This is a genomic window from Chryseobacterium sp. 27AL, assembly GCF_057815395.1.
Genome location: NZ_JBYRIW010000006.1, coordinates 59,652 through 82,655 on the forward strand (window position 1 = coordinate 59,652; position 23,004 = coordinate 82,655).

17 protein-coding genes are annotated in these 23,004 nt (G+C 37.1%); 2 read left to right on the plus strand and 15 right to left on the minus strand.

Going from position 1 to position 23,004, the window contains the following annotated elements; all coding sequences use genetic code 11:
• Positions 1–476 precede the first annotated feature (476 nt).
• The 9 genes from AC3WV0_RS11225 to AC3WV0_RS11265 form a co-directional block, all read right to left on the minus strand.
• Positions 477–977, minus strand: coding sequence for a hypothetical protein (locus AC3WV0_RS11225; protein WP_488846166.1), 501 nt, complete (start codon positions 975–977; stop codon positions 477–479).
• Between the two features lie 60 nt (positions 978–1,037).
• Positions 1,038–3,155, minus strand: a complete 2,118-nt coding sequence (gene scpA / locus AC3WV0_RS11230) for a methylmalonyl-CoA mutase (protein ID WP_488846167.1) — start codon at positions 3,153–3,155, stop codon at positions 1,038–1,040.
• 125 nt (positions 3,156–3,280) lie between these two features.
• On the minus strand, positions 3,281–6,298 hold the full coding sequence (locus AC3WV0_RS11235; protein ID WP_488846168.1) for a reprolysin-like metallopeptidase: 3,018 nt from the start codon (positions 6,296–6,298) through the stop codon (positions 3,281–3,283).
• 106 nt (positions 6,299–6,404) lie between these two features.
• The gene (locus tag AC3WV0_RS11240) at positions 6,405–8,513 is read right to left on the minus strand and encodes a prolyl oligopeptidase family serine peptidase (protein ID WP_488846169.1); all 2,109 of its coding nucleotides are present in this window, start codon (positions 8,511–8,513) and stop codon (positions 6,405–6,407) included.
• 116 nt (positions 8,514–8,629) lie between these two features.
• On the minus strand, positions 8,630–9,715 hold the full coding sequence (gene prfA / locus AC3WV0_RS11245) for a peptide chain release factor 1 (RefSeq protein ID WP_488846170.1): 1,086 nt from the start codon (positions 9,713–9,715) through the stop codon (positions 8,630–8,632).
• Positions 9,716–9,842: 127 nt separating this feature from the next.
• The gene (locus AC3WV0_RS11250; RefSeq protein WP_488846171.1) at positions 9,843–12,680 is read right to left on the minus strand and encodes an alpha-amylase family glycosyl hydrolase; all 2,838 of its coding nucleotides are present in this window, start codon (positions 12,678–12,680) and stop codon (positions 9,843–9,845) included.
• A 437-nt stretch (positions 12,681–13,117) separates the two neighbouring features.
• Positions 13,118–13,414, minus strand: coding sequence for a hypothetical protein (locus AC3WV0_RS11255; RefSeq protein ID WP_177175296.1), 297 nt, complete (start codon positions 13,412–13,414; stop codon positions 13,118–13,120).
• Between the two features lie 98 nt (positions 13,415–13,512).
• Positions 13,513–14,592, minus strand: a complete 1,080-nt coding sequence (locus tag AC3WV0_RS11260) for a serine hydrolase domain-containing protein (protein WP_488846172.1) — start codon at positions 14,590–14,592, stop codon at positions 13,513–13,515.
• 89 nt (positions 14,593–14,681) lie between these two features.
• A complete protein-coding gene (locus tag AC3WV0_RS11265; protein ID WP_488846173.1) occupies positions 14,682–16,289 on the minus strand; it encodes a fumarate hydratase in 1,608 nt (535 codons plus the stop codon).
• Positions 16,290–16,621: 332 nt separating this feature from the next.
• Here AC3WV0_RS11265 and fumC point away from each other — a divergent pair, with 332 nt between their 5' ends.
• Entirely contained in the window at positions 16,622–18,016 is a 1,395-nt protein-coding gene (gene fumC / locus AC3WV0_RS11270; protein ID WP_488846174.1) for a class II fumarate hydratase, read from the plus strand.
• A 92-nt stretch (positions 18,017–18,108) separates the two neighbouring features.
• Here the strand turns inward: fumC and AC3WV0_RS11275 are convergent, their stop codons facing one another.
• Genes AC3WV0_RS11275 through AC3WV0_RS11285 form a run of 3 tightly spaced genes read right to left on the minus strand, consistent with a single transcriptional unit; the run spans position 18,109 to position 20,329 of the window.
• Positions 18,109–19,152 (minus strand): outer membrane beta-barrel protein, encoded by a 1,044-nt coding sequence (locus AC3WV0_RS11275; RefSeq protein WP_488846175.1) that lies wholly within the window; start codon positions 19,150–19,152, stop codon positions 18,109–18,111.
• A 27-nt stretch (positions 19,153–19,179) separates the two neighbouring features.
• The gene (locus AC3WV0_RS11280) at positions 19,180–19,782 is read right to left on the minus strand and encodes a hypothetical protein (RefSeq protein WP_488846176.1); all 603 of its coding nucleotides are present in this window, start codon (positions 19,780–19,782) and stop codon (positions 19,180–19,182) included.
• On the minus strand, positions 19,769–20,329 hold the full coding sequence (locus AC3WV0_RS11285) for an RNA polymerase sigma factor (protein ID WP_488846177.1): 561 nt from the start codon (positions 20,327–20,329) through the stop codon (positions 19,769–19,771). The genes AC3WV0_RS11280 and AC3WV0_RS11285 overlap by 14 nt, the downstream gene beginning before the upstream one ends.
• Before the next feature lie 125 nt (positions 20,330–20,454).
• Between AC3WV0_RS11285 and AC3WV0_RS11290 the strand changes: the two genes are divergently transcribed.
• Entirely contained in the window at positions 20,455–20,679 is a 225-nt protein-coding gene (locus AC3WV0_RS11290) for a hypothetical protein (RefSeq protein ID WP_488846178.1), read from the plus strand.
• A 68-nt stretch (positions 20,680–20,747) separates the two neighbouring features.
• Here AC3WV0_RS11290 and AC3WV0_RS11295 read toward each other — a convergent pair whose 3' ends face one another.
• From AC3WV0_RS11295 to AC3WV0_RS11305, 3 genes are all read right to left on the minus strand, one after another.
• On the minus strand, positions 20,748–21,968 hold the full coding sequence (locus AC3WV0_RS11295) for an aminotransferase class V-fold PLP-dependent enzyme (RefSeq protein ID WP_488846179.1): 1,221 nt from the start codon (positions 21,966–21,968) through the stop codon (positions 20,748–20,750).
• A gap of 110 nt (positions 21,969–22,078) precedes the next feature.
• On the minus strand, positions 22,079–22,627 hold the full coding sequence (locus AC3WV0_RS11300; RefSeq protein ID WP_488846180.1) for a hypothetical protein: 549 nt from the start codon (positions 22,625–22,627) through the stop codon (positions 22,079–22,081).
• Positions 22,628–22,630: 3 nt separating this feature from the next.
• Positions 22,631–23,002, minus strand: a complete 372-nt coding sequence (locus tag AC3WV0_RS11305; protein WP_488846181.1) for a hypothetical protein — start codon at positions 23,000–23,002, stop codon at positions 22,631–22,633.
• Positions 23,003–23,004 lie beyond the last annotated feature (2 nt).

A 23,004-nucleotide genomic window follows, 5' to 3' on the forward strand; every position in this document is an offset into this window, starting at 1 on the left:
TATGAGGTTTATTAAACGGAACTTTATCCCTAGCCCGGATTGCAGCGGCTACCCCACAGCGAACCTGAAAGGTGAGCGAGGAGTAATAGCGGAAAGCCGGAAATAGCTTCAAATAAAAATTGTCTGCTATTCGGAAAGTTCCTGATTTATAAATCGATTTCGGGGAAACTTTTGAGTTTGAATATTGCGCAATAAAAAACCCGAAATCTTATGACTCCGGGTTTTGATATTTCATATACTGTTATTCTAAGAATGTACCAAACCACGAAGCCTTACCACCATAAGCGGTAATCCTATTGAAGAATTCTGAGTAAATCTGAACATTTTGCTTCGTTTTTTAATGGTTAAACTTGATTTTCAGATGCAAAGATAAAATAATTTTCTTTAGACACAATCTAAATTAAAGAATTGCAAATGAATAAATAAAGTAAAGCCTGCCGAAAATTCCGGCAGACTTATTTGTTAATGAGATTCTATTAATCTTTTGACCCCAAACTATCCATATCATCATCCATTCCTTTTATTTCATTGGAATGATAGACTCTTTCTGATCCCAGAAAATAGATGTTGTGTCTCGCTTTTGCGATAATTCCGTTGTATTCTTCTTCGGTCATTCCGTCAGGAATATCTTTTTGGTCTTGTGAAGGTTTTTTAAAAACTTCTAATGCCCCATTTTTATTCAAAATAGATTTTGCGGTGCTTGCCTGCTCCAGGTTATCGGCATAGACAATCACGTTATTTCTTCCGATACTGTGCTTACGGTAAGCATCCAACATTTCCGCATCGTGCGCAAAAGTATATTCGAAAAAACCTTTGGTCTGTTCGTCTTCCTGATAATGATCGGTTGATAATCCGCTTTCTACGCTTGATTTTGAAACAATAATATTTGCTTCGCTGAAACCGTTTTCTTTTAAATCTCTTTTAATTTCCTCTGTATCTACAGTCACCGGAAATACTGAAACTACTGTATAAGCCATAATGAAAATTTTCATTAAACTATACAAAAGCTGTGCAACTTATTGTTTTTTAATTTTAATTTAACTTAAATATTTTTCTAAAATATCCACCGCACACTTGGGAAGATTGGTTCCCGGCCCGAAGATAAAGTCGGCTCCGTTGGCATATAAAAACTCATAATCCTGCTGCGGAATTACCCCACCGACAACAATCGTGATATCATCGGCGCCAAGCTTTTTCAACTCTTCCACCACCTGAGGAACTAATGTTTTGTGTCCGGCAGCCAGAGAAGAAACACCAAGAATATGAATATCATTTTCTACTGCCTGCTTCGCCACTTCCTCCGGCGTCTGGAATAACGGAGCAACATCCACATCAAATCCCATATCTGCAAATGCTGTTGCCACTACTTTTGCCCCTCTGTCGTGACCATCCTGTCCCATTTTTGCGACCATCAGCCTCGGGCGACGTCCTTCTTCTTCTTCAAATTTCTGAGTAAGCTGAAGCGCTTTTTCAAAATATTCATTTTTTCCTGCATTCATGGCATATACTCCTGATATTGTTCTGATATTGGCTTTATATCTTCCGAAACTTTCTTCCATGGCATCGCTCATTTCGCCAAGGGTCACTCTTCTGCGGGCTGCTTCGATACACAATGCGAGAAGATTTCCTTTTCCTGTTTTGGCAGCTTCGCGGATTTCATTTAAAATCTGACCGACAGCTTCCGCATTTCGTTCTTCTTTTATTTTATTTAGTCTTTCGATCTGCTTTCTGCGGACTTCCGTATTGTCGATATCTAAGATTTCTATCTGATCCTGTTTTAAAGCTGATTTAAATGAATTTACGCCAATAATAAATTCTTCACCGCTATCGATTTTTGCCTGTTTTCTTGCTGCCGCTTCTTCAATTCTCATTTTCGGAATACCTGCTTCGATGGCTTTTGTCATTCCTCCTTCCTGTTCGACCTCATCAATGTACTTCATTGCTTCTTCAATCATTTGCTGGGTAAGGCTTTCCACTAAATTACTGCCTCCCATAGGGTCTACCACGTCACAGATTCCACTTTCCTGCTGCAGAATAATCTGTGTATTTCTTGCAATTTTTGCAGAATAATCTGTCGGCAGCGCAATAGCCTCATCCAGAGCATTCGTATGAAGAGACTGGGTTCCTCCCAATGCTGAAGACAGTGCTTCAATCGCTGTTCTGGTGATATTGTTGAAAGGTTCCTGCTCAGTTAAAGACCAACCGGAAGTTTGCGAATGTGTTCTTAATGCTAAAGACTTAGGATTTTGTGGATTGAACTGTTTTAAAAGGGTTGCCCAGATGTATCGAGCAGCACGCATTTTTGCGATTTCCATGAAGTGATTCATTCCGATGGCCCAGAAAAAGGATAATCTTGGTGCGAAATCATCAACGTTCATTCCTGCTTTTATCCCTGTTCTAACATATTCCAATCCGTCTGCAAGCGTATAAGCCATTTCCAGCACTGGTGTTGCACCGGCTTCCTGCATGTGATATCCTGAAATTGAAATCGAATTAAATTTCGGAATATTCTGGGAAGTGTATTCAAAAATATCTGCAATGATTTTCATGGAAGGGGCCGGCGGATAGATGTAAGTATTTCTCACCATGAATTCCTTCAAAATATCATTCTGGATCGTTCCTGAAAGCAACTTCTGTGAAACACCCTGCTCTTCTGCAGCAACAATATAAAAAGAAAGGATCGGCAAAACAGCTCCATTCATTGTCATGGAAACAGAAATCTGATCTAATGGAATTTCATTAAATAAAATCTTCATATCTTCGACAGAATCTATAGCTACCCCAGCTTTTCCGACATCACCAACCACTCTTGCGTGATCTGAATCATACCCTCTGTGGGTTGCTAAATCAAAAGCGACGGAAAGACCTTTTTGCCCTGCCGCCAAGTTTCTTCTGTAGAAAGCATTGGATTCTTCCGCCGTTGAAAATCCGGCATACTGGCGAATCGTCCAGGGTTTCTGAACGTACATGGTAGAATAAGGCCCTCTTAAATAAGGTTCTATTCCGGGAGTCGTGTGAGTTAATTCTTTGTCTTTAACGTCTTCTGCCTTGTAGGAGGATTTTAATTGTAATCCGTCTTTTTCAAAACTATAGATTTCAGTATTCTTTAATGAGATATTAAAATCTGGTTTTTTAACAGAAATTGTTTTTCGCATTTCAATATTTTTGTTCTGTAAAGTTAATTTTTTTAGATGAAAATGAAAACTTTCATAAACAACTGTTCGTCAACAAATAACAATCCCGGACAAACATCCGGGATTATGAAAACAGACTGAAATAATTATTTTTTAATCAGTTTGGTTGTATATGTTTTGGAATCATCCTTAATAGTAATTATATACACTCCTTTTATCAGTTCTGACACATTAATTCTTTGATTGTCAACTTTTCCTGTCTGAATCAGTCTTCCATCTGCACTGTGGATTTTATATTCAGCGCTTCCTTTCAGATTTTTCACCTCAACAAATGTATCTGCCGGATTTGGATAGATAGAAATCTCAGATTTTGAATCTTTTATTTCACTAACTGCGAGGTTTGACTCGGAAATTTTAACCGAGAAATCCTTAAAAGATCCCTGTGAAATAACACCTCCACCACTTACCGGAACAGAAGGACTTCCACATGGGCCTGATGCTGTATTAAAGAAGGTGTTGGCAACCCTCATTCTTAAAAGTTTGTTTCCCGAATAAGCTGTAGTAGGAACAGTAAATGTAAATGATCCTGTGTATTGCCCACTAGCCGGCGGATCTGTACTTACAGAACCTACTTTTTCAGAAGTTTCAAAAACACCATTTCTATTATAATCAATCCATACTTCCATTTTATCATTATATGTTGAAGCTGTAGTTCCTACATTAAAGTAAGAAAAAGTATACTGCGTTCCTTTCGTTAAGTTGATTAATTTATTTGTATCTTCAGTAAAATCTCTGTAAGTACTAAAAATTGTACTATAATATAATTCTGAATATGTCAAATTGCTTAAAACAAATTGTGCCAAACCACTATTGTAAGAGAAGCTTGCAAAACTATTTCCTCCCGTTGTCATTAAGCAGTAATCTACTCCTGTTTTCAATCCTTTTGTTTTAAAAGTATAGTTTGGGGAAAAAGTTCCAACAACAGTATTAACGACAGCTGCAACCTGAGCTTCATAATCAGATTCATCCTCAAGTCCTGTTAGCAAAACAGAGTTTATAGTGCTTGTCGTATTAGACCAGTTTGTCTGACCTATTTTCCTATATTGAATTGAATATGTTGCTCCAGGCACGCTATTCCATGACAGCCTTGCCGTTGTTTTCATTATTTCAGTGCTTAGTGCTGCGACACCTGTCGGAGCTGCGGAAGTTGATGTTGGGGCAATACCAATAGTTACTTGAGGAGAAACTGCATAGAATATGTTTCCAATAGCAGAAATCCTAAGTTTGACTGCACCCGTTAAGCTGGAAGGCATTTGCACAGTATAGCTTCCTGTATTTGGGGTAGAAGCAACCAACTCTGTCCACGTTGTTCCATTTACAAGATCGGTTGTATATTCAATTTTTACATTGGCTACATTATAGGGGGCTGCATTAGTATTAGCTACATCCCAGGTTATAGTGTTAGCCGCATTATTATACAAAATAGTAGAAGGTGTAAGTCCTGAAAATTTAAATGGACCGTCGCCACCAACAGTAACGGTAGTTTCGGATGAAATAAGCAATGGTCTGGTAGCATTTTCATCTCTTACTGTAACTGCATAGTTAAGGGTTCTAGGAATATATGAAACAGTTTCCCATTTTTCTTTATCTGTCAGATTACCTGCCATCACACTAGGGAGACTTGGGAAATATCTTCTTCCGCTGGTTGTTCCGAAATATGATCTCGCTATAGCTCCCTGAGCATTGTAACCCCATCCGCTATCACCGGAAATGGAATTATAGGAATCAACACTGTCGTACTGTTCCCACGCATATTTAATTGGATCAGTATCTGTCGCGGATGCTTCCAAATAGTAAGCAGTTCCTTTAGGAATAGTATAAGCAGTAAGAGGAGAAATTACCGGAGGAACATTTGTTGTAATCGTTTCTGATGTTCCACAAGATGTCTTGCTATCTAAGCTGTTTAATATCTGATTGATTGAGGAATAGTGAAAATAAGCATCAGTATAATCCTGTACATTATCTCCGGTAATTCCTGCATATCCCATTATGGTTGTTCCACCTCCCGGCTCTACATTTACTCCGGATCCTTCAGAAACATGGGAAAAGGTATGATTGGCTCCCAACTGATGACCCATTTCGTGAGCAACATAATCAATATCAAAAAGATCTCCTGTAGGATCTGTATTTTGAGTAAAGGCAGAACCCTTAGCCAAAGAAGTTGATGTTGCAGGATTTACACATGTCGAACCAATAGATCCGGCGTTGCCATTACCTCCTGAGGCATTAAATACATGCCCCATATCATAATTAGCATTCCCAACCTGTGACGTTAATGTCTGCTGCAATTGTAAATTTAAATTATTTGTATAGGGATCTGAAGTGGGATCTGTGAAAATGATATTTGGCAAATCCTGAACAATTAACTTAATCCCGAATTCTTTTTCAAAAACACCATTTACACGAGTCATCGTAGCATTCATTTGTATTACAGTGTTTGTAATTCCTCCGGCAGGGTCAAATTTCTTCGTGTACTCACCTGTGGTTGATAATGCCAATCTGTATGTTCTATATTTTGTAGTAGCAGGTCTGTCGGTAATTCCTACATTAGACAGACTTTTTTTCCCGTTGTTTTCTAATACTTTAATATCTTTAACGTTCTTTTCATCTGTAGTACATTCAAAGCCGTTATCACTTGCTGTTCTCTTGGTTTTATAAAATACACCATACGTTTTTTTATCCTTCGATATCGGTTCAATGAACTGGAAAACACCATCTTTAATAATCATAGACTGAATTTCCGTAGGGGCCGTACTGAACCTTACATATTTTGAAGGATCATCAACTCCTACCCCTACATAAGAGCCTAACTGATACCTTTCTGCCATGGATTTTTCTACTACAGGATTACTGTAAACAGCAAATTTCTCAATTTTCCCTTCCGCTGTGGGCAGGGAAATAATCACCGGTTTAGCACCATTTCCGGTTTCTTCTGCGTTCATTAGCATATTCCGCAGTACCGCAATATCAATCGTATAGGAATACCTTACATCCACTCCTTTTCTTACTTCTGAAAATTTTTGTGATGCAGGCTCCCATTTTTGGGCAAAAGCGCCGGCACTGAGACCCACGAATGAGCAAATCAATAAAGCTTTATATTTCATTTTCGTAATTAATTAATTGGTCTAAATTAAACATTTACGAAGGTTTTAACAAAAAAAAACGGACACTTTAAAAAAAAGCATCCGTTTTTATGAATTTTAAATATTTTTAATTTAAATTTTTAACCCCCATTTCAAATAAAGCGAAAGAAATCAAGTCTGCATTTTCACCAATCACCTGATCTGTAGATCTTCCGGCTCCGTGACCTGCATTTTTTTCAATCCTTAAAAGAATCGGATGATCACACGCCTGCTTTTCCTGAAGCTCAGCACCGAATTTGAAGGAGTGCGCAGGAACCACCCTGTCATCATGGTCACTGGTGATGATCATTGTGGAAGGATAGCACGTTCCTGCTTTTACATTGTGAACAGGAGAGTATGACTTTAAATATTCAAACATTTCCTTACTGTCTTCAGCGGTTCCGTAATCGTAAGACCAGCCTGCACCAGCGGTGAATTTATTATATCTCAGCATATCCAGCACCCCAACTCCCGGGAAAGCCACCCGTGCCAGGTCGGGACGCATGGTCATTGTTGCTCCCACCAGCAGTCCGCCATTTGATCTTCCGGATAAAGCCATAAACTGTTTAGAAGTGTAGCCTTTTTGCTGTAAATATTCTCCGGCTGCAATGAAATCGTTGAATACATTTTTCTTATTCATTTTTGTTCCGGCATCATGCCATTTTTTCCCGTACTCACCGCCACCACGGATGTTCGGAACGGCATAGATACCACCATTTTCCATCCAGATGGCATTTACGACAGAGAAGGCTGGCTGCAAGCTGATATTGAAACCTCCATAAGAATATAAAATCGTAGGATTTTTACCATCCAGCTTTGTTCCTTTTTTGTAGTTGATCATCATTGGAACTTTTGTACCGTCTTTTGAGGTGTAGAAAACCTGTTCAGACACATAATCTTCCGGATTAAATTTCACTTTAGGTTTCTGATACACTTCGGATTTCCCTGAATCTGCATTGAATTTATAGGTTGTTCCCGGTGTGATATAATTGGTGAATGAAAAATATAATTCTTTCTCATTTTCTTTTCCTCCAAAACCTGAAACATTTCCTTTTCCGGGAAGCGTAATTTCGCGGATCAGTTTTCCTGTTCTGTCATATTGTTTTACCTGATCAATGGCATCAATCATATATGTTGCAAAGAAATATCCTCCGCCTGTGGTGATTCCCAGAACATTTTCAGTTTCCGGAATTACATCTTTCCATGTTTCAGGAGCCGGATTTTTAATGGTTGTTTTTACGAGACGCATATTCGGCGCATCCTTATCGGTAAAGATATAGAGATCGTCTCCCTGGGTATCGACAATATCGACGTTGATATCAAAACCTTTATTGATCTGAACGAAGTCACCGCCGTTTTTAAGATCTTTTACATACAGTTCATTCCCATTGGTGGCATTGGCCGCAGAAACAATCAGATAACGCTGATCTTCAGAAACGCCTGCCCCAAGATATCTTCTGGGAGTTTTGTCTCCCCCAAAAATCAGTTGATCTTCCGATTGTTTTGTTCCTAATTTATGAAAATAGACTTTATGCTTATCTGTCATTCCGGAGAGTACAGTTCCTTCTTTTGGTTTGTCATAACTTGAATAATAAAACCCTTCATCACCCTGCCATGAGATTCCGCTGAATTTAACATCTATCAGCGTTTCATCGATCTGTTTTTTAGATAAAGCATCTATGATAATGATTTTGTTCCAATCACTTCCACCTTCTGAAATGGAATATGCCGCCAGATTTCCTTTTTTGTTAAAAGACAATTGAGAAAGTGAGGTTGTTCCTTTTTCAGAAAATTTATTCGGATCTAAAAATACTTCTGTTTCTTTCGTTTTATTATTGGTTCGATAGAGTACTGATTGTGCCTGCAATCCGTTATTTTTATAATAATAAGTAAAATCGCCTTCTTTGAAAGGAGCCGAAATTTTTTCGTAGTTCCAGATATCGGTGAGCTGCTTTCTGATTTCTTCTCTGAAAGGAATTTTTGCAAGGTAATCCTGGCTGTGTTTCACTTCTTCGTCGACCCATTTTTTGGTGGCTTCAGAGTCATTTTCAAGGTCTCTGAACGGGTCTGCAACAGCAGTTCCGAAATAATTATCGGTTTGCTTTCCTTTTAATGCTTTGGGATACATCATTTTTTGTGAATAGAATGTCGCCGAAAACAAGACTCCGGCGGTTAGTAATATTGGTCTGAATTTCATATTAAGCTATTTTCCCAAAAATAAGGAATCTAAATCAAATACGTCACAGTAAGAATTATTTGAAATAAAAAAATCCCCGGTTTCCCAGGGATTACAAAGATTCTATAATAAAGATTTTATAAATTTTCTTCTTCGCCTTTCATTTTTTCAGCATTTTCTGCCATGATAACCGCATCAATCATTTCGGAAATATCTCCGTTCATATAAGCATCAAGATTATACATGGATTTGTTGATACGGTGATCGGTAACTCTTCCCTGAGGATAATTGTAGGTTTTGATCTTAGCCGAACGGTCACCGGTAGAAACCATGGTTTTTCTTTGAGCCGCAATATCTCCCTGCACTTCCTGTAATTTGATATCATACAATTTGGCACGAAGCATTTCCATAGCCAGTTCACGGTTGGCCAGCTGAGAACGAGCCTGCTGACAAACGACTACGATTCCTGAAGGTTTGTGGGTAAGCTGAACTTTAGTTTCAACCTTGTTTACGTTTTGTCCTCCGGCTCCTCCCGAACGGGAAGTCTGCATTTCAATATCGGCAGGATTAATTTCCACATCCACTTCTTCTGCCTCAGGAAGAACAGCAACAGTAATTGCTGAGGTATGAACCCTTCCCTGGGATTCGGTTTCCGGAACACGCTGCACCCGGTGAACACCGGACTCGAATTTCATGATTCCGTAAACACCTTCTCCTTCCACTTTCATGATGAGTTCCTTGTAGCCTTTTGCAGCTTCATTAGAATCTGTCACTTCATGTCTCCATCCTTTAGTTTTGAAATACATGGAATACATTCTGTAGATATCTTCCACGAAGATAGCTGCTTCATCCCCTCCTGTTCCGGCACGAAGTTCTACAATTACGTTTTTATCATCTGCAGGATCTTTAGGAATCAATAATACCTTTAATTCTTCTTCCAGGCCGGGAATTTTTTCCAAAGCTTCATTTTTCTCAATTTTTGCTAATTCCACAAAATCTTTGTCGGATCCGTCAGCAATAATCTCGTCGGATTCTTCAATCGTATCCAAAGCACCTTTATATTGATCGTAAACTCTTACAATTTTCCCCAAATCACTATATTCTTTATTCAGAGAAGAATATCTTTTCTGATCTGAAATAACATCAGGCTGAATAATAAGGTCTGCCACCTCATTATATCTTTGTTTTATAGCTTCTAATTTTGGAATTAAACTCTTAGACATAGTAAAAATTTAGTTTGCAAAGATACGGATTGATTTGTAGATGTGCTAATTTCGGAAGAAATGAGTACCGATTACCAATTTATAGCCTTTTTAAAAAGAAAAAGACCGCAATTACGGTCTTTAAATTTTATTTTATAATCATCTTCTGGATAGCAACTCCTGAATCAGATGTTAAATGAATAAGGTATGTTCCCGGAGGATAGTTTATTTTTAATTCATAGGTTCCGTCTTCATTTTTCAGTTTAAAACTATCAAGTTTTTTACCGCTGATATCGTAAATTGAAATCTGTCCGTTTTTAGCTTTGTGATAAACTAATTTTGCCATATTATTTTTCACAGGATTATCTGCAATTTGTAAAGATAATTTTGACGCTGCATTTTCATCAGCTGTCGATAAACTTCCTGCATAATTTCCAAAAATCCTGAACTCTCCCGGCTGTAATGTGATGGTTGCCGTTGTAGAAGTAACGTTTGAAACCGTAGTATCCATAAGGTTTTGCCACTGTCCGGTGTAAGGGAAATACGGAACTACATTTTGTGCAGATGTCGTATAATTTGCCAGTACCACAATATTTTTCACTCCGTTTGTAATGGTATTGTCGTACACGTAAATTCTTGTAATCAGTCCGTTCGGATCATTAGTAAGGTTATTTGATTCTATAGTATAGGTTTTTGATCTGAAAACCGGATATGTATTTCTAATATTGATAATTTTAGCCCATGTATCATAAACAGCCTTTCTGTTTAAATCCGTATCATAGCCAAGGGTAAATGCAATTGGTTTTTCATCTGTTCTGCAACCGGAATTGATAGATCCGTCGCTGCATCTGTTGATACTGAATTCGTATCCAAGCTCACCAAACTGCCAGATCATTTTGGGCCCTGGAATGGTAAAAAATGTCGCTCCGAAAGTTTTCATCCTATCTAAAGCCGTATTAAGATTTTTCACATCGTAGCTTCCATTTACTGCGCCATAGGAAAGATTTTTAAACATCAATCGTTCTTCATCATGACTTTCGCCATAACCAACCCCTGACATATTGGTAAAACCGTGAAGCGAATGATTCATCCTGTCATAATTGCTGTCTTCCTTATAGCCCATCGTATTTTGGTTGTAAGGATCTGTCTGCTTATTCCATAGCAAGACGCCTTTTCCTTCTGCAATCCTGTAATTTGCCCACTGCTGTTCTTCCGCATCCGTTCCCAAATGTTCAAAAATCATATAGGAGTTCGGATCAATAGCCCATTGTCTGTCTGCATAATCTTTTAAAATATCTACTCTGTCCTGCTGATAGTCGTTGGTACATGGTTCATCATTTTCAGAGCAGCTTTGGGTAAATCCTTTGGTAAGGTCCCAACGGAAACCATCGATATGATATTCCGTTAGCCATTGTTGAAGGCATCTTTCAACGTAATATTTAGTTGAAGGACTTGTATGGTTGAAATCATTGAATACATTGTATGAATGTTTCGGTACTGTATTAAAGTATGGATTATTGGAGGCAACATCACCGTACCCGTCACCATCCGGATCTACATTCCATAGTCTTACTAATGGTGAACGGCCAGTTGCGTGATTAAAAGCAACATCTAAAATAACAGCGATCCCATTCTGATGGCAGAGATCAACAAATTCTTTAAACTTTTCCGGGGTTCCGTACGCTTTATCCAAAGCATAATGGAATGATGTATTATATCCCCACGAAAGATTTCCTTCAAATTCCATGATAGGCATTAGCTCAACAGCATTAATATTTAAGCCTTTTAAATAATTGATTTTATTAATTAATGACTGCCAGTTTTTTTCCTGAGTAAAATCTCTAAGCAGCAATTCGTATACTACGAGATTATCCTTTGAGGGTCGCTGGAAATTGGTAACCTGCCAATTGTAAGGAGCCTGCCCGGTTTTAAACATAGAAACTTCAAAACCTTGTCCCGCTGGAAATACCGGTAAATTCGGATAGGTTGAAGATGAAATCCATTGATCATCATAAGAAGACAGAATCTGCGGAGAATATGGATCTGCAACTTTTTTAAGGTCATTGGTTCGGTATTGGAACGTGTACAATTGTTGGGGAGTAAGACCACTCAATTCAATCCAGTACAGATCCGGATTGGTAGTATCTCTTTTCATGAGATAATTGTCATTTACTGTCCAGTTATTGAAGCTTCCAATGACGTGAACGAAATTTTTAAATGGCGCATATAATGCCAATCCCACTTTCGTCTGGTCTGTAGGATGATAATTTATTCCTTGTCTTATCCAGCTGGGAATAGCTTCAGAAACAACATTCCGAGGAACCTGAAGGATGAATGTGGCATTTTTTGTATTTGAATTGGCATCTGTAGCAATGAGTTCCATATTGGCATCTCCGGTTACCGTGTAGCTGTAAGAATAAGAAGTCGAAGCTGTGGAAGTTGTATTTATTACAGCTCCGTTGGCCTTGAGCTGAAATGTCGCATTAACATTTGTCGTAGCGGTAATATTAATGGAATTTCCGGAAGGTACTGATGTCAGGCTGTTTGCTAAAGGATTGGTCATGCTGATGTTCAGAATTCCTACATTTACCAAAACATCTGAAGTCTGATGCGCTCCTGTTTTATCCTTCAACAAAAAGCCAAGCCTTCCGATCCCCGTTCTCCCGTAAAAGGTTGTTGGCGTAAATGATAAAGAATAGGTGTCGGCAGTGGAATTATATGTAAGCTTATTCAGCTCATTGGAATTGTTCCAGCTCCCATTGGTAGGACAATCCTGGCTGTTCTGATAATTGGTATCCAAAGACCAAGACCAAATATAAACTGCATTGCTTGAAACTCCCCAGGCTGTTTCGTCAATCTGGCTCCCAGGAATAGTTAAAGTTATGGCATCCGTTTCATTAAAAGGATTTGGAGTAATGGTATAGCTTATCTGGCCAAACATTATGGTTACAATAAGCAATAAAATACCGGAATAAAATTTCTTCATAACGTTTCTTTAGTTACCACGAAAATAATTTCTTTTTTTGAAAACTAATTATGTATTATGAAAAAATGATAAATTTTAACATATTGCTATTTAGGCATTTCGGCAAAATGATTTTATTATTAAAGAATTTAAGTTTTTATATTATCATAAATATTTATCCTGATTTAATACAGATTGTTTTTTATTTCTCAGCAAGATGTATTTCATCAGATTTAATTTTAAAGAAACCGCAGTGCTGGAATTTCTTAAAATAATATAATTCGGATAAGTTCAGCAGTAAACTTTTATGTATAAGAAGACGCCCGTAACAATAATCATCGCCCCACCGAAAAAGCTGAATAAAAAAAACCACTTACCGAAATAAGTGGTTTTAGTATATGTTGTTTTGCTTTGATATTGCTTTCCCGGAATTCATGTGGGAAAACAATGACAATCAATTAATGATGTCCGTGGCTGTCGTGGCTATGGTCGTGAATAAAAGGACCATGCCCTTTTGGCTCATTGTAGATTACCTCTACACCTTCCTGCTCATACACCATTTTGCTTCTGATATCTTCAGGATCAAAAGGTTTTACTTTTCCGAAATATTCTTTCAAACCTTCAGTTAACCACAAAGGAATTACAAATCCGAAGAACATGAAAATACACCAGAATCCTACAAGGAACATAATTATGAAAAATACAGTCCAAAGGAACTGGTAAAACGGCCAAAATGCTGATAAAATCGTTATCATTTTTCTTAAAGATTTTAGGCAAAAATAGGACTTTTTATTTTTTTATACAAAAGATATGTGTCCTATTTTATTATTTATTTTAATTTTAAACTAGCCTTTTATTTTACCAAAGCGGTTTTCCGATTTTCAAGAACAACTTTTGCGATATCTTTTACCACTTGGGTCGGCGAGTTACAATCGCAGTTACTTAATCCTATCACATAAATATCTTCTTTAGGAATATAAACTCCCATAGACTTGAATCCAAAAATACTTCCGCCATGTTCTCTGGTTGGAACTCCGTTGATATCCTTCAAATGCCAGCCGTATCCATATGTAAATTCTTCTCCATTATTCAGCTTATATTTGGTAAAAGCCTTCTGAATATGCTCAGCATCAAGAATGAGATTTTTGTTCAGAGCCTGCTGCCATTTTAGCAAATCTTCCACGGTAGACATCAATGAGCCTGACGCAAAGGGAACACTAAAGTTTATAACCGTTTTATTAACATAGCCGTCGGTTTTCTGATGATAGCCGTAAGCCCTTTTTTTAATGACTCTTCTGTCACTGGCATATTGAGAATTGCTCATTCCTGCTTTCTCGAAAATATTCTTCTTAACAAAATCTTCATATTTTTCCCCCGAGACAATTTCAATTAAATATCCCAAAAGTACATATCCGGAATTGTTATATTCAAATTTTTCACCTGGCTTGAAGTCACCTGGTTCATTCTTAAAGAAATCGACCATCATTTTAGGTGTCATTTCTTTTTGAGCGATATCAGAAAGGCCTTTCATCTTGGTAAAATCCTTTATTCCTGAAGTATGTGTTAAGAGATGATGTATGGTAATTGAATTTCCTGCAGGATAATCCGGAATATATTTTGAAATCGCATCACTCACTTTAAGTTTTCCCTGAGATTCCAGAATGAGAATTGAAACCGCCGTAAACTGCTTTGTCATGGAACCAATTTGAAATACATTTTCAGGAGTCATCTTTACGTCAAGCTCAAGATTAGCTTTTCCAAATGCTTTTTCATAGATGGTCTTTCCTTTTTGAGAAACAAGAAAAGCTCCACCAGGGCCATTGAGGTCGCTAAATTCCTTTTGTATTACACTGTCTATTTTTTGCTGAAGTTGTGCGAAAAACAGATTACAAGTAGTGATATATAACCCGAATGCAAGTATAAATTTTTTCATAGGAAACTATTTTGTATTGCAAATGTATTGTATTTAAAAATACCTTGCAATACAAAGTAGTGTTTATAGTAAAATATTTTTACCTTTTTTTAATGGGCGAGATCAGCAAAAAAGTCATTTCCTTTATCATCGGTAATGATGAATGCCGGGAAATCTTTTACTTCAATTTTTCTTACCGCTTCCATTCCTAATTCCGGGAAATCTACAACCTCAACGGAAAGGATGTTGTCTTTTGCCAGAATAGCTGCCGGACCTCCGATAGAACCAAGATAGAAGCCTCCGTATTTTCCGCAGGCATTAGTAACATCTTTACTTCTGTTTCCTTTAGCCAACATGATCATACTTCCGCCATGGCTTTGGAATTCATCAACATATACATCCATTCTTCCTGCTGTCGTAGGTCCGAAACTTCCAGACGCCATTCCTTCCGGAGTTTTTGCAGGTCCTGCGTAATAGATTGGATGATTTTTAAAATATTCCGGCATTGGTTTTCCACTGTCAATGATCTCTTTGATTTTTGCGTGGGCGATATCTCTTGCAACGATCAAAGTTCCGTTTAGCTTTAATCTTGTTTTAATCGGATATTTAGAAAGTTCCGCCAGAATTTCAGGCATAGGCTTATTAAGGTCAATTTCAACAGCTTCTTCCAAGTGCGGAGGAGTATCCGGTAAAAATCTCTTAGGATTTTCTTCCAGCTGCTCCAGGAAAATACCTTCTTTTGTAATTTTACCTTTAATATTTCGGTCTGCAGAGCATGAAACGCCCATTCCTACAGGACAAGACGCCGCATGACGAGGAAGTCTGATCACTCTGACATCATGCGTTAAATATTTTCCACCAAACTGTGCACCTATAGCACTTTCCTGGCAAATTTTCTGAACTTTTGCTTCCCATTCCAGATCTCTGAACGCCTGACCAGCTTCGTTTCCTTCGGTAGGAAGATTGTCGAAATATTTTGCGGATGCTTTTTTCACTGCCGCTAAATTCGCCTCAGCAGAAGTTCCACCGATCACCAACGCCAGGTGATAAGGCGGACAAGCAGCCGTACCAAGATCTGATATTTTTTCTTTAATGAATTCTTCAAGAGACTTTTCGTTCAATAAAGATTTGGTTTTTTGGTAAAGGAAAGTTTTGTTAGCAGAACCTCCACCCTTTGTCAAGAATAAAAACTCATAATAATCTCCTTTTTTAGCATAAATATCGATCTGAGCCGGAAGGTTTGATCCCGAATTTTTCTCGTCAAACATGGTTAAAGGAACCACCTGGGAATATCTTAAATTTCTTTTCTGATACGTATTGTAAATTCCCTTGCTTAGATATTCACCGTCATCAACACCTGTGTACACATTCTCCCCTTTTTTCCCCATCACAATTGCCGTTCCGGTATCCTGGCAGGAAGGTAAAGCTCCTTCAGCAGCCACAGCCGCATTTTGAAGTAAATTGTATGCTACGAATCTGTCATTGTCGGTAGCTTCAGGATCATCAATGATTCTCCGGAGACTTTCAAGATGTGAAGAACGAAGCATAAAAGAAACATCCGCCATGGCTTCTTCGGCAAGCAGTTCCAGACCTTTTGGGTCTATCGTTAAAATTTCTCTTTCACCGAGTTGTTCAACTTTTACGTAATCTGATGTAAGCTTCTTGTACGCCGTATCATCCTTCTGAATCGGATACGGATCCTGATATCTAAATTCCATTCTTCTCTATTATTTAGGTGCAAAAATAAAACATCGCGAAAAAACATGAGTAAAATCAGAGACTTAGATTGATATTTATAATGAATATAAATTGTGAATGTTTCAGGTAATGATTAACTTTAGGAAAACTTTTTAAACCACAAAAGTCACAAAAGTTTTTTTGACATATTTGTCATATAAGTTTTAAGTTAAAAAAAACTTGAAAATCAAAGAGTCTATTAGTGAAAATCAAAGATTTTCATTTTTGAGAACTTTACCAATTTAAGTCCAATCTTAAAATTTAAACTGAATCTTTTGTGACTTTTTGTGGTTAAATTAAAATTTCCATCACAATGAATTACAGAATAGAAAAAGACACCATGGGTGAAGTGCAGGTTCCTGCAGATAAATTTTGGGGCGCCCAGACCGAAAGATCCAGGAATAATTTCAAAATCGGTCCGGAAGGATCTATGCCTCATGAAATCATTGAAGCATTTGCCTATCTGAAAAAAGCGGCAGCTTTCACTAATGCCGATTTGGGCGTTCTTCCTGCCGAAAAAAGAGATATGATCGCAAAAGTATGTGATGAAATATTAGAAGGAAAATTAAACGATCAATTTCCATTGGTAATCTGGCAAACCGGCTCAGGAACACAGTCCAATATGAATGTAAATGAGGTTATCTCAAACAGAGCTCATGTAAACAACGGCGGAACATTGGGAGAAAAGTCGGAAATTCATCCTAATGATGATGTTAATAAATCACAGTCGTCCAACGATACTTATCCTACGGCAATGCATATCGCAGCCTATCGTAAAGTGGTAGAGGTTACTATTCCTGCGGTTGAAAAATTACGAGATACGTTAGCCGAAAAATCAGAAGCTTTCAAAGATATCGTTAAAATCGGGAGAACCCATTTGATGGATGCTACACCATTGACTTTAGGACAGGAATTTTCAGGATACGTTGCCCAGTTGAATTATGGCATAAAAGCTTTAAAAAATACACTTCCGCATCTTTCAGAGCTGGCTTTGGGAGGAACCGCAGTAGGAACCGGACTGAACACTCCGAAAGGCTACGATGTAAAAGTAGCTGAATACATTGCGAAATTTACCAATCATCCTTTCGTAACAGCAGAAAATAAGTTTGAAGCACTGGCAGCCCACGATGCAATTGTTGAATCTCACGGCGCTTTAAAACAGCTGGCCGTTTCATTATTTAAAATTGCTCAGGATATCAGATTACTCGCATCGGGGCCACGCTCTGGAATCGGGGAAATTCACATTCCGGAGAACGAACCAGGATCATCCATTATGCCGGGAAAAGTGAATCCTACCCAAAACGAAGCAATGACGATGGTTTGTGCTCAGGTTTTAGGAAATGATACTACAATCTCTTTCGCAGGAACGCAGGGAAATTATGAACTTAATGTTTTCAAACCGGTGATGGCTTTTAATTTTTTACAGTCCGCTCAATTGATTGCTGATGCCTGTATCTCATTTAATGATCACTGTGCCGTGGGAATTGAGCCTAATCATGAAAGAATCAGAGAGCTTGTTGATAAGTCCTTAATGCTTGTCACTGCTTTAAATACGCATATCGGATATGAGAACGCGGCTAAAATTGCAAAAACTGCCCATAAAAACGGAACGACATTAAAAGAAGAAGCCGTAAACCTTGGACTTTTAACCGCCGAGCAGTTTGATGAATGGGTGAAACCTGAAGACATGGTAGGAAGCTTAAAATAGAAATTAAATTACGTTAATATTGTACGAAAACACCGGGAAGTATTTCCCGGCGTTTTTGTTTTATATATCAATGGGTAAAGCTTTTAATCAAATTACAATCCCATAGAGACTCCGAAAACCAAAGCTTTATCATTGGAAAAATTACTTCCCTTAAAATAATTTGTGAAATCTTTTTTCACAAAAATACTGAAGTCGTTGTACGAAACGGTAAACTGAGCGCCAAACACAAAAGGATTTACCTGATAATTCCCTCTGTCTCTGAAATCTGGGCCATCACCACTTATAATATTATTGGTAGACATTTTTACTCCACCGTAAAAATATCCTGCCATTTTAAATCCGTCCCTGAAATTTCTGTATTTAATATCCATTCCGGCGTCTTTCAACTCGGAAAAATTATACTGCAACCCTAAGGGAACGATGATATAGCCTGTTCTCAGCTTATTTTTATCCAGACTTTTCTCATATTTGTCGAGATAAACATTTCCTTCAGAATCTTTATTAAAGTAAAGATCATTATCAAGACGAAGTGTTCTCCATGAGAATCTGATCCCCGAAAGCAATCCGAAGTGGCTGGTTCTGCTGAGGTGGTAATTAAAATTTAACCCAAATTCCAGATTGCTTGCATACCCAATATTTTTATCAAGCTCATTATCCGGCAGATTGTTTGTAAGATTCATAATTCCATAAGAGAAATAACCAGAAAAAATCTTTTTCGGACGAAATTTCTCTAAAATTTTAGCTCTAATTTCCTCATTTGAAGCTACATCTGAATTCAACAGCGAATATTTCACCTGTTTTTCAATCATTGAATCGAGATCAAACCCTAAGTCTGCAATTCTTTTGTCGATTTTCTCAGAATAAATGTTGGCAATTTCTTTTTTCTGCAAGTCAAAATCAGCTTTTTCTAAATTTTTATTTTGCAGTGCTATCAAATCTTCTTCCATCAGTTTTTTCTCTTCCCGAATAATCTCGTCAATCTTTTTGGCATACTCATCCACTTTTTCTTTTACAATGGGACTTACTTTTTCATTTTCTTTTGGTGAAGCCGGCAGGCTGAAAGACCATTTAGATTGAGCATACGCGCTGTTGAATAAAAGGCATACGAAAGCCATCATGATAAATTTCCTGATCATAATATTAAATTTTTATTTTTTAAAAGTTTATTTTTCGATTATTTCTATAGAGGCCACATTGCTCGTGCCTTTGGTTTTTTCTATTGCGTCTTTATGTTCAACAGAGAATAGTAAAGTGGAAGGATCTGTATATTTTCTTGTTTTTACGGGAATTTTTGCAGAATCTGCCTGGGCAATTATTTTATCAGGTGGTATGGGTACCACAGTAAACGCAGCGTGTTCCCTGATTAAAGGCAATTCTTTTTTCTCCAGCACTTCCGGAATATCTGATATTTCAGTTTTTTCAGCAGAAATCATATTCTTTTTAACCGTTACCGATTCTTTTTTAAAAGCCAATTCTTTAGATATATCTACCTTTTCCGTTTCAATAGGATGGTCAGCAATATTATTAAACTGCGTAACAATTTCTGTTTTTTGTTGTTGATTTTCTTTATTACTAAAAACCAATACAACTCCTAAACTAACTGTTAAAACCATACATGCAGCCACAAGAAGCCAGTTGGTTTTTGGTGAAGTCTTTTTTTCCGTTTGATTTTCTATTTCTGACCAAAGATCCCGTGAAGGACTAATTTCCCGTTCTTCGATCTGTTTTCTGATCTGGTATTCTATTGTGTTTTTAGAAGTTTTCATTTTGTAATTTTTTTTGTTGCTGATGATAAATTTTCCTCATTTTTTCCTTTGCCCTGAACAGCTGGGTTTTGCTCACTGCTGTAGAAATCTGTAATGTTTCTGCAATTTCCTGATGCGAATAATCTTCAAACACATAAAGGTTGAAAACCATTCTGTAGGCATCGGGTAGCTGATCAAGAAGTTCCTGTACATTAAAATTAAAATCAATTTGCTCTTCCTGAATTTCCTCCGGATAATTAGGATTGATGTCTTCCAGATAAAAAACGGTTTTATGACTTTTAATAAAATTAAGGCATTCATTTACCACTATTTTTCTTCCCCAACCTTCAAAACTACCTTCCCCACGGAAGCTTTCAATATTTTTAAAAATTTTGCAAAATGCTTTGATCACGCAATCTTCGGCCTGATAAAGATCGTTGATGTAGCTTCTGCTTACACTCAGGTATTTCTTTACATTCTGATCATAAAAAATCTTCTGTGCAGCCGGATCCTGCTTTTTGAGGCGGCTGAGCAAATCATCTTTTTTATTTCCGAACAAAAGTTTCATAATTATTTGTTTCTAATAGTAAGACAATAAAAAATTAAAAAGGTTACAAGACTCATATTTATTTTTAAATTATTTTACTAAATAGCAAATCTTATAATAAACTTATTCTTTTTTTTCATAAATTAGTGATTAATATAAAACACTTTAAAACAAAACATTATGAAAAATCTAAGAAAACTTCAGAGAGAAACCTAAAGCAGGTTCTGGGAGGACATACCTGCCCCCCGAACACGTATCACATCACGTACAATGGTTATCATGCATGCTGCCTGCAGATCCCCACGGGAAATCCATGTACCTCTACATCCTGCCTCGTACCTGTTGAAATGTGTGATTCAGGAGTCAGCTAAATCTATAATTAATACAAATGGCCGGAGTTATTTTCCGGCCATACTTTTATTTTTCATCAACTTTAAAATCAGCTAAGCATTCTCTGAGCTTTTTTCACTCCTTCCACGAGAAGATCAATTTCATTAAAATCATTGTAAACTGCAAAGCTTGCTCTTACCGTTCCTGCGATATTAAAGAAATCCATAATAGGTTGCGTACAGTGATGCCCGGTTCTTACTGCAATTCCTAATTTATCCAATATCATTCCCACGTCGGAAGCAATACCTACACCTTCCAGATTAAAAGAAACAACTCCCGTTCTGTTTGCTTTTTCACCATAAACCTTTAAGCCTTCAAGTTCCAAAAGCTTCTTCTGAGCATATTCTAACAAAGCATTTTCATGTTTTTGAATATTTTCCTGACCGACTCTTTGGATGAAATCCACTGCAGCGCCTAAAGCAATATTTCCTCCAACATTGGGTGTTCCGGCTTCGTATTTAAATGGTAGCGGCGCATACGTTGTTCCATCAAAAGAACAAGTTGCGATCATCTCACCTCCGCCATGAAACGGCGGCAGATCCTCAAGAATTTCCTGTTTTCCATACAGAATTCCCGTTCCCATCGGTGCATACATTTTATGACCTGAAAAAACAAAGAAATCACAGTCCATCCTCTGAACATCAATAGTAAAGTGCGGTGCAGACTGGGCTCCGTCAATTACAATATAAGCATCTGTATTTTTTCTTGTTTTTGTAATGATTTCTTCAATCGGATTAATGATTCCCAGCGCATTAGAAACCTGATTAAGAGAAACGATCTTCGTTTTTTCACTTAAAAAAGTCTCAAATACATCGAGCTGAAGAATACCGTTTTCATCCATCGGAATAACTCTTAATTTGGCACCCGTTCTTTCACAAAGCAGCTGCCACGGAACGATATTGGAATGATGCTCCAGATAAGAAATAATAATCTCGTCGTCTTTTTTAAGCTTTTGCGTTAAAATATAGGCGATAAGATTCAATCCCTCAGTAGTTCCTTTCGTAAAAATTACTTCGAAATCGTGTTTTGCATTGATGAATTTCTGAATTTTCCTTCTCGAAAGCTCCATTTCTTCAGTTGCCAACTGACTTAATGTATGAATTCCCCGATGCACATTTGCATTAAGCTCTGTGTAATATTGATTCCAAACCTCCAAAACTGAATTTGGTTTTTGGGATGTTGCTGCATTATCTAAGTAAACCAAAGGCTTACCATTCACCTGCCTGTCTAATATAGAAAACTGACTTCTGATTTCCTGAATGTCAAACATTTATTAAAAATTTAAATTAAAACGTTCTTATTTAGAACTCTTCAAATTTACGGTTTTTATATTATTTAAATAAAAAATCCCCTTTTCTTATTTGAAAAGGGGATCATATATTAAAAATCGTAGCCTATTTTAAAATTAATTTCGGGCATTACCTGTAAATTATATTCTTTTTTTAATATTTTCCCTAAACCTAATCCTAATCTTAGTTCATAATTAAAATTTTCCGCAAAATTTCTACGTAATCCCCAAGAAGGTATTATAGTTAAAGTCGGATTTACATGAATGTCTTTAGTATTCGAAATAACAAACCAATCAGTTATATATTCTAACTTTGCTGATAGATAATTACCTGAATTGTTTTTGATTCTTTTCCCATTATTTGATCTTTTCTCTAAATTATAGTACCATTTTGGAGAAAGAGAAATTGCGGGAGCAAGTGCAAACCCTGTTTTTGAATATAAGTCTCCTCCCCATATAGATGGATATAAAGAGATCTCACTTCTCAAAGCAATGTTTTCAGACAAGCGGGTTTCATTGTAAGCATTTGCGCCAAAAAAACCTACTTGAACGCCTGTTAATGAGTTTTTTACGCTTATTTTTTCTTGTGAAAAAATCAAAGAAGAAACAAAAAGTAAGGATAATAATAATGTATTTTTCATTTTTTATTGTTTATTTGCTGTCCAGTTACCAGACATATTATTTTGTTTCCAAGTTCCATTTTTAGTATTCAAACTTCCATATAAGGCAAAGCCTGATGTTTGTGAATAAACTGAATTTAGCGTTCCGTTATCTAGTACTTCTCCATAAAAAGTCTCATTTGTTGCACTGCCATTATTCCGAATCACTTCAACATTTCCTGCTTTATAAACTTTTAATGTAAATGTTGAATTCACTCCAGACCCACTATAAACTCCATACCAAGTGCCTTGATATGGAGAAGTGTAATTACCTTGTTCATTATTAAATTGATCTTGTTCTATAATCTTTTCACAAGAATTTAATAGTAATAGAACCAAAACAAAAATAAATCGCATAA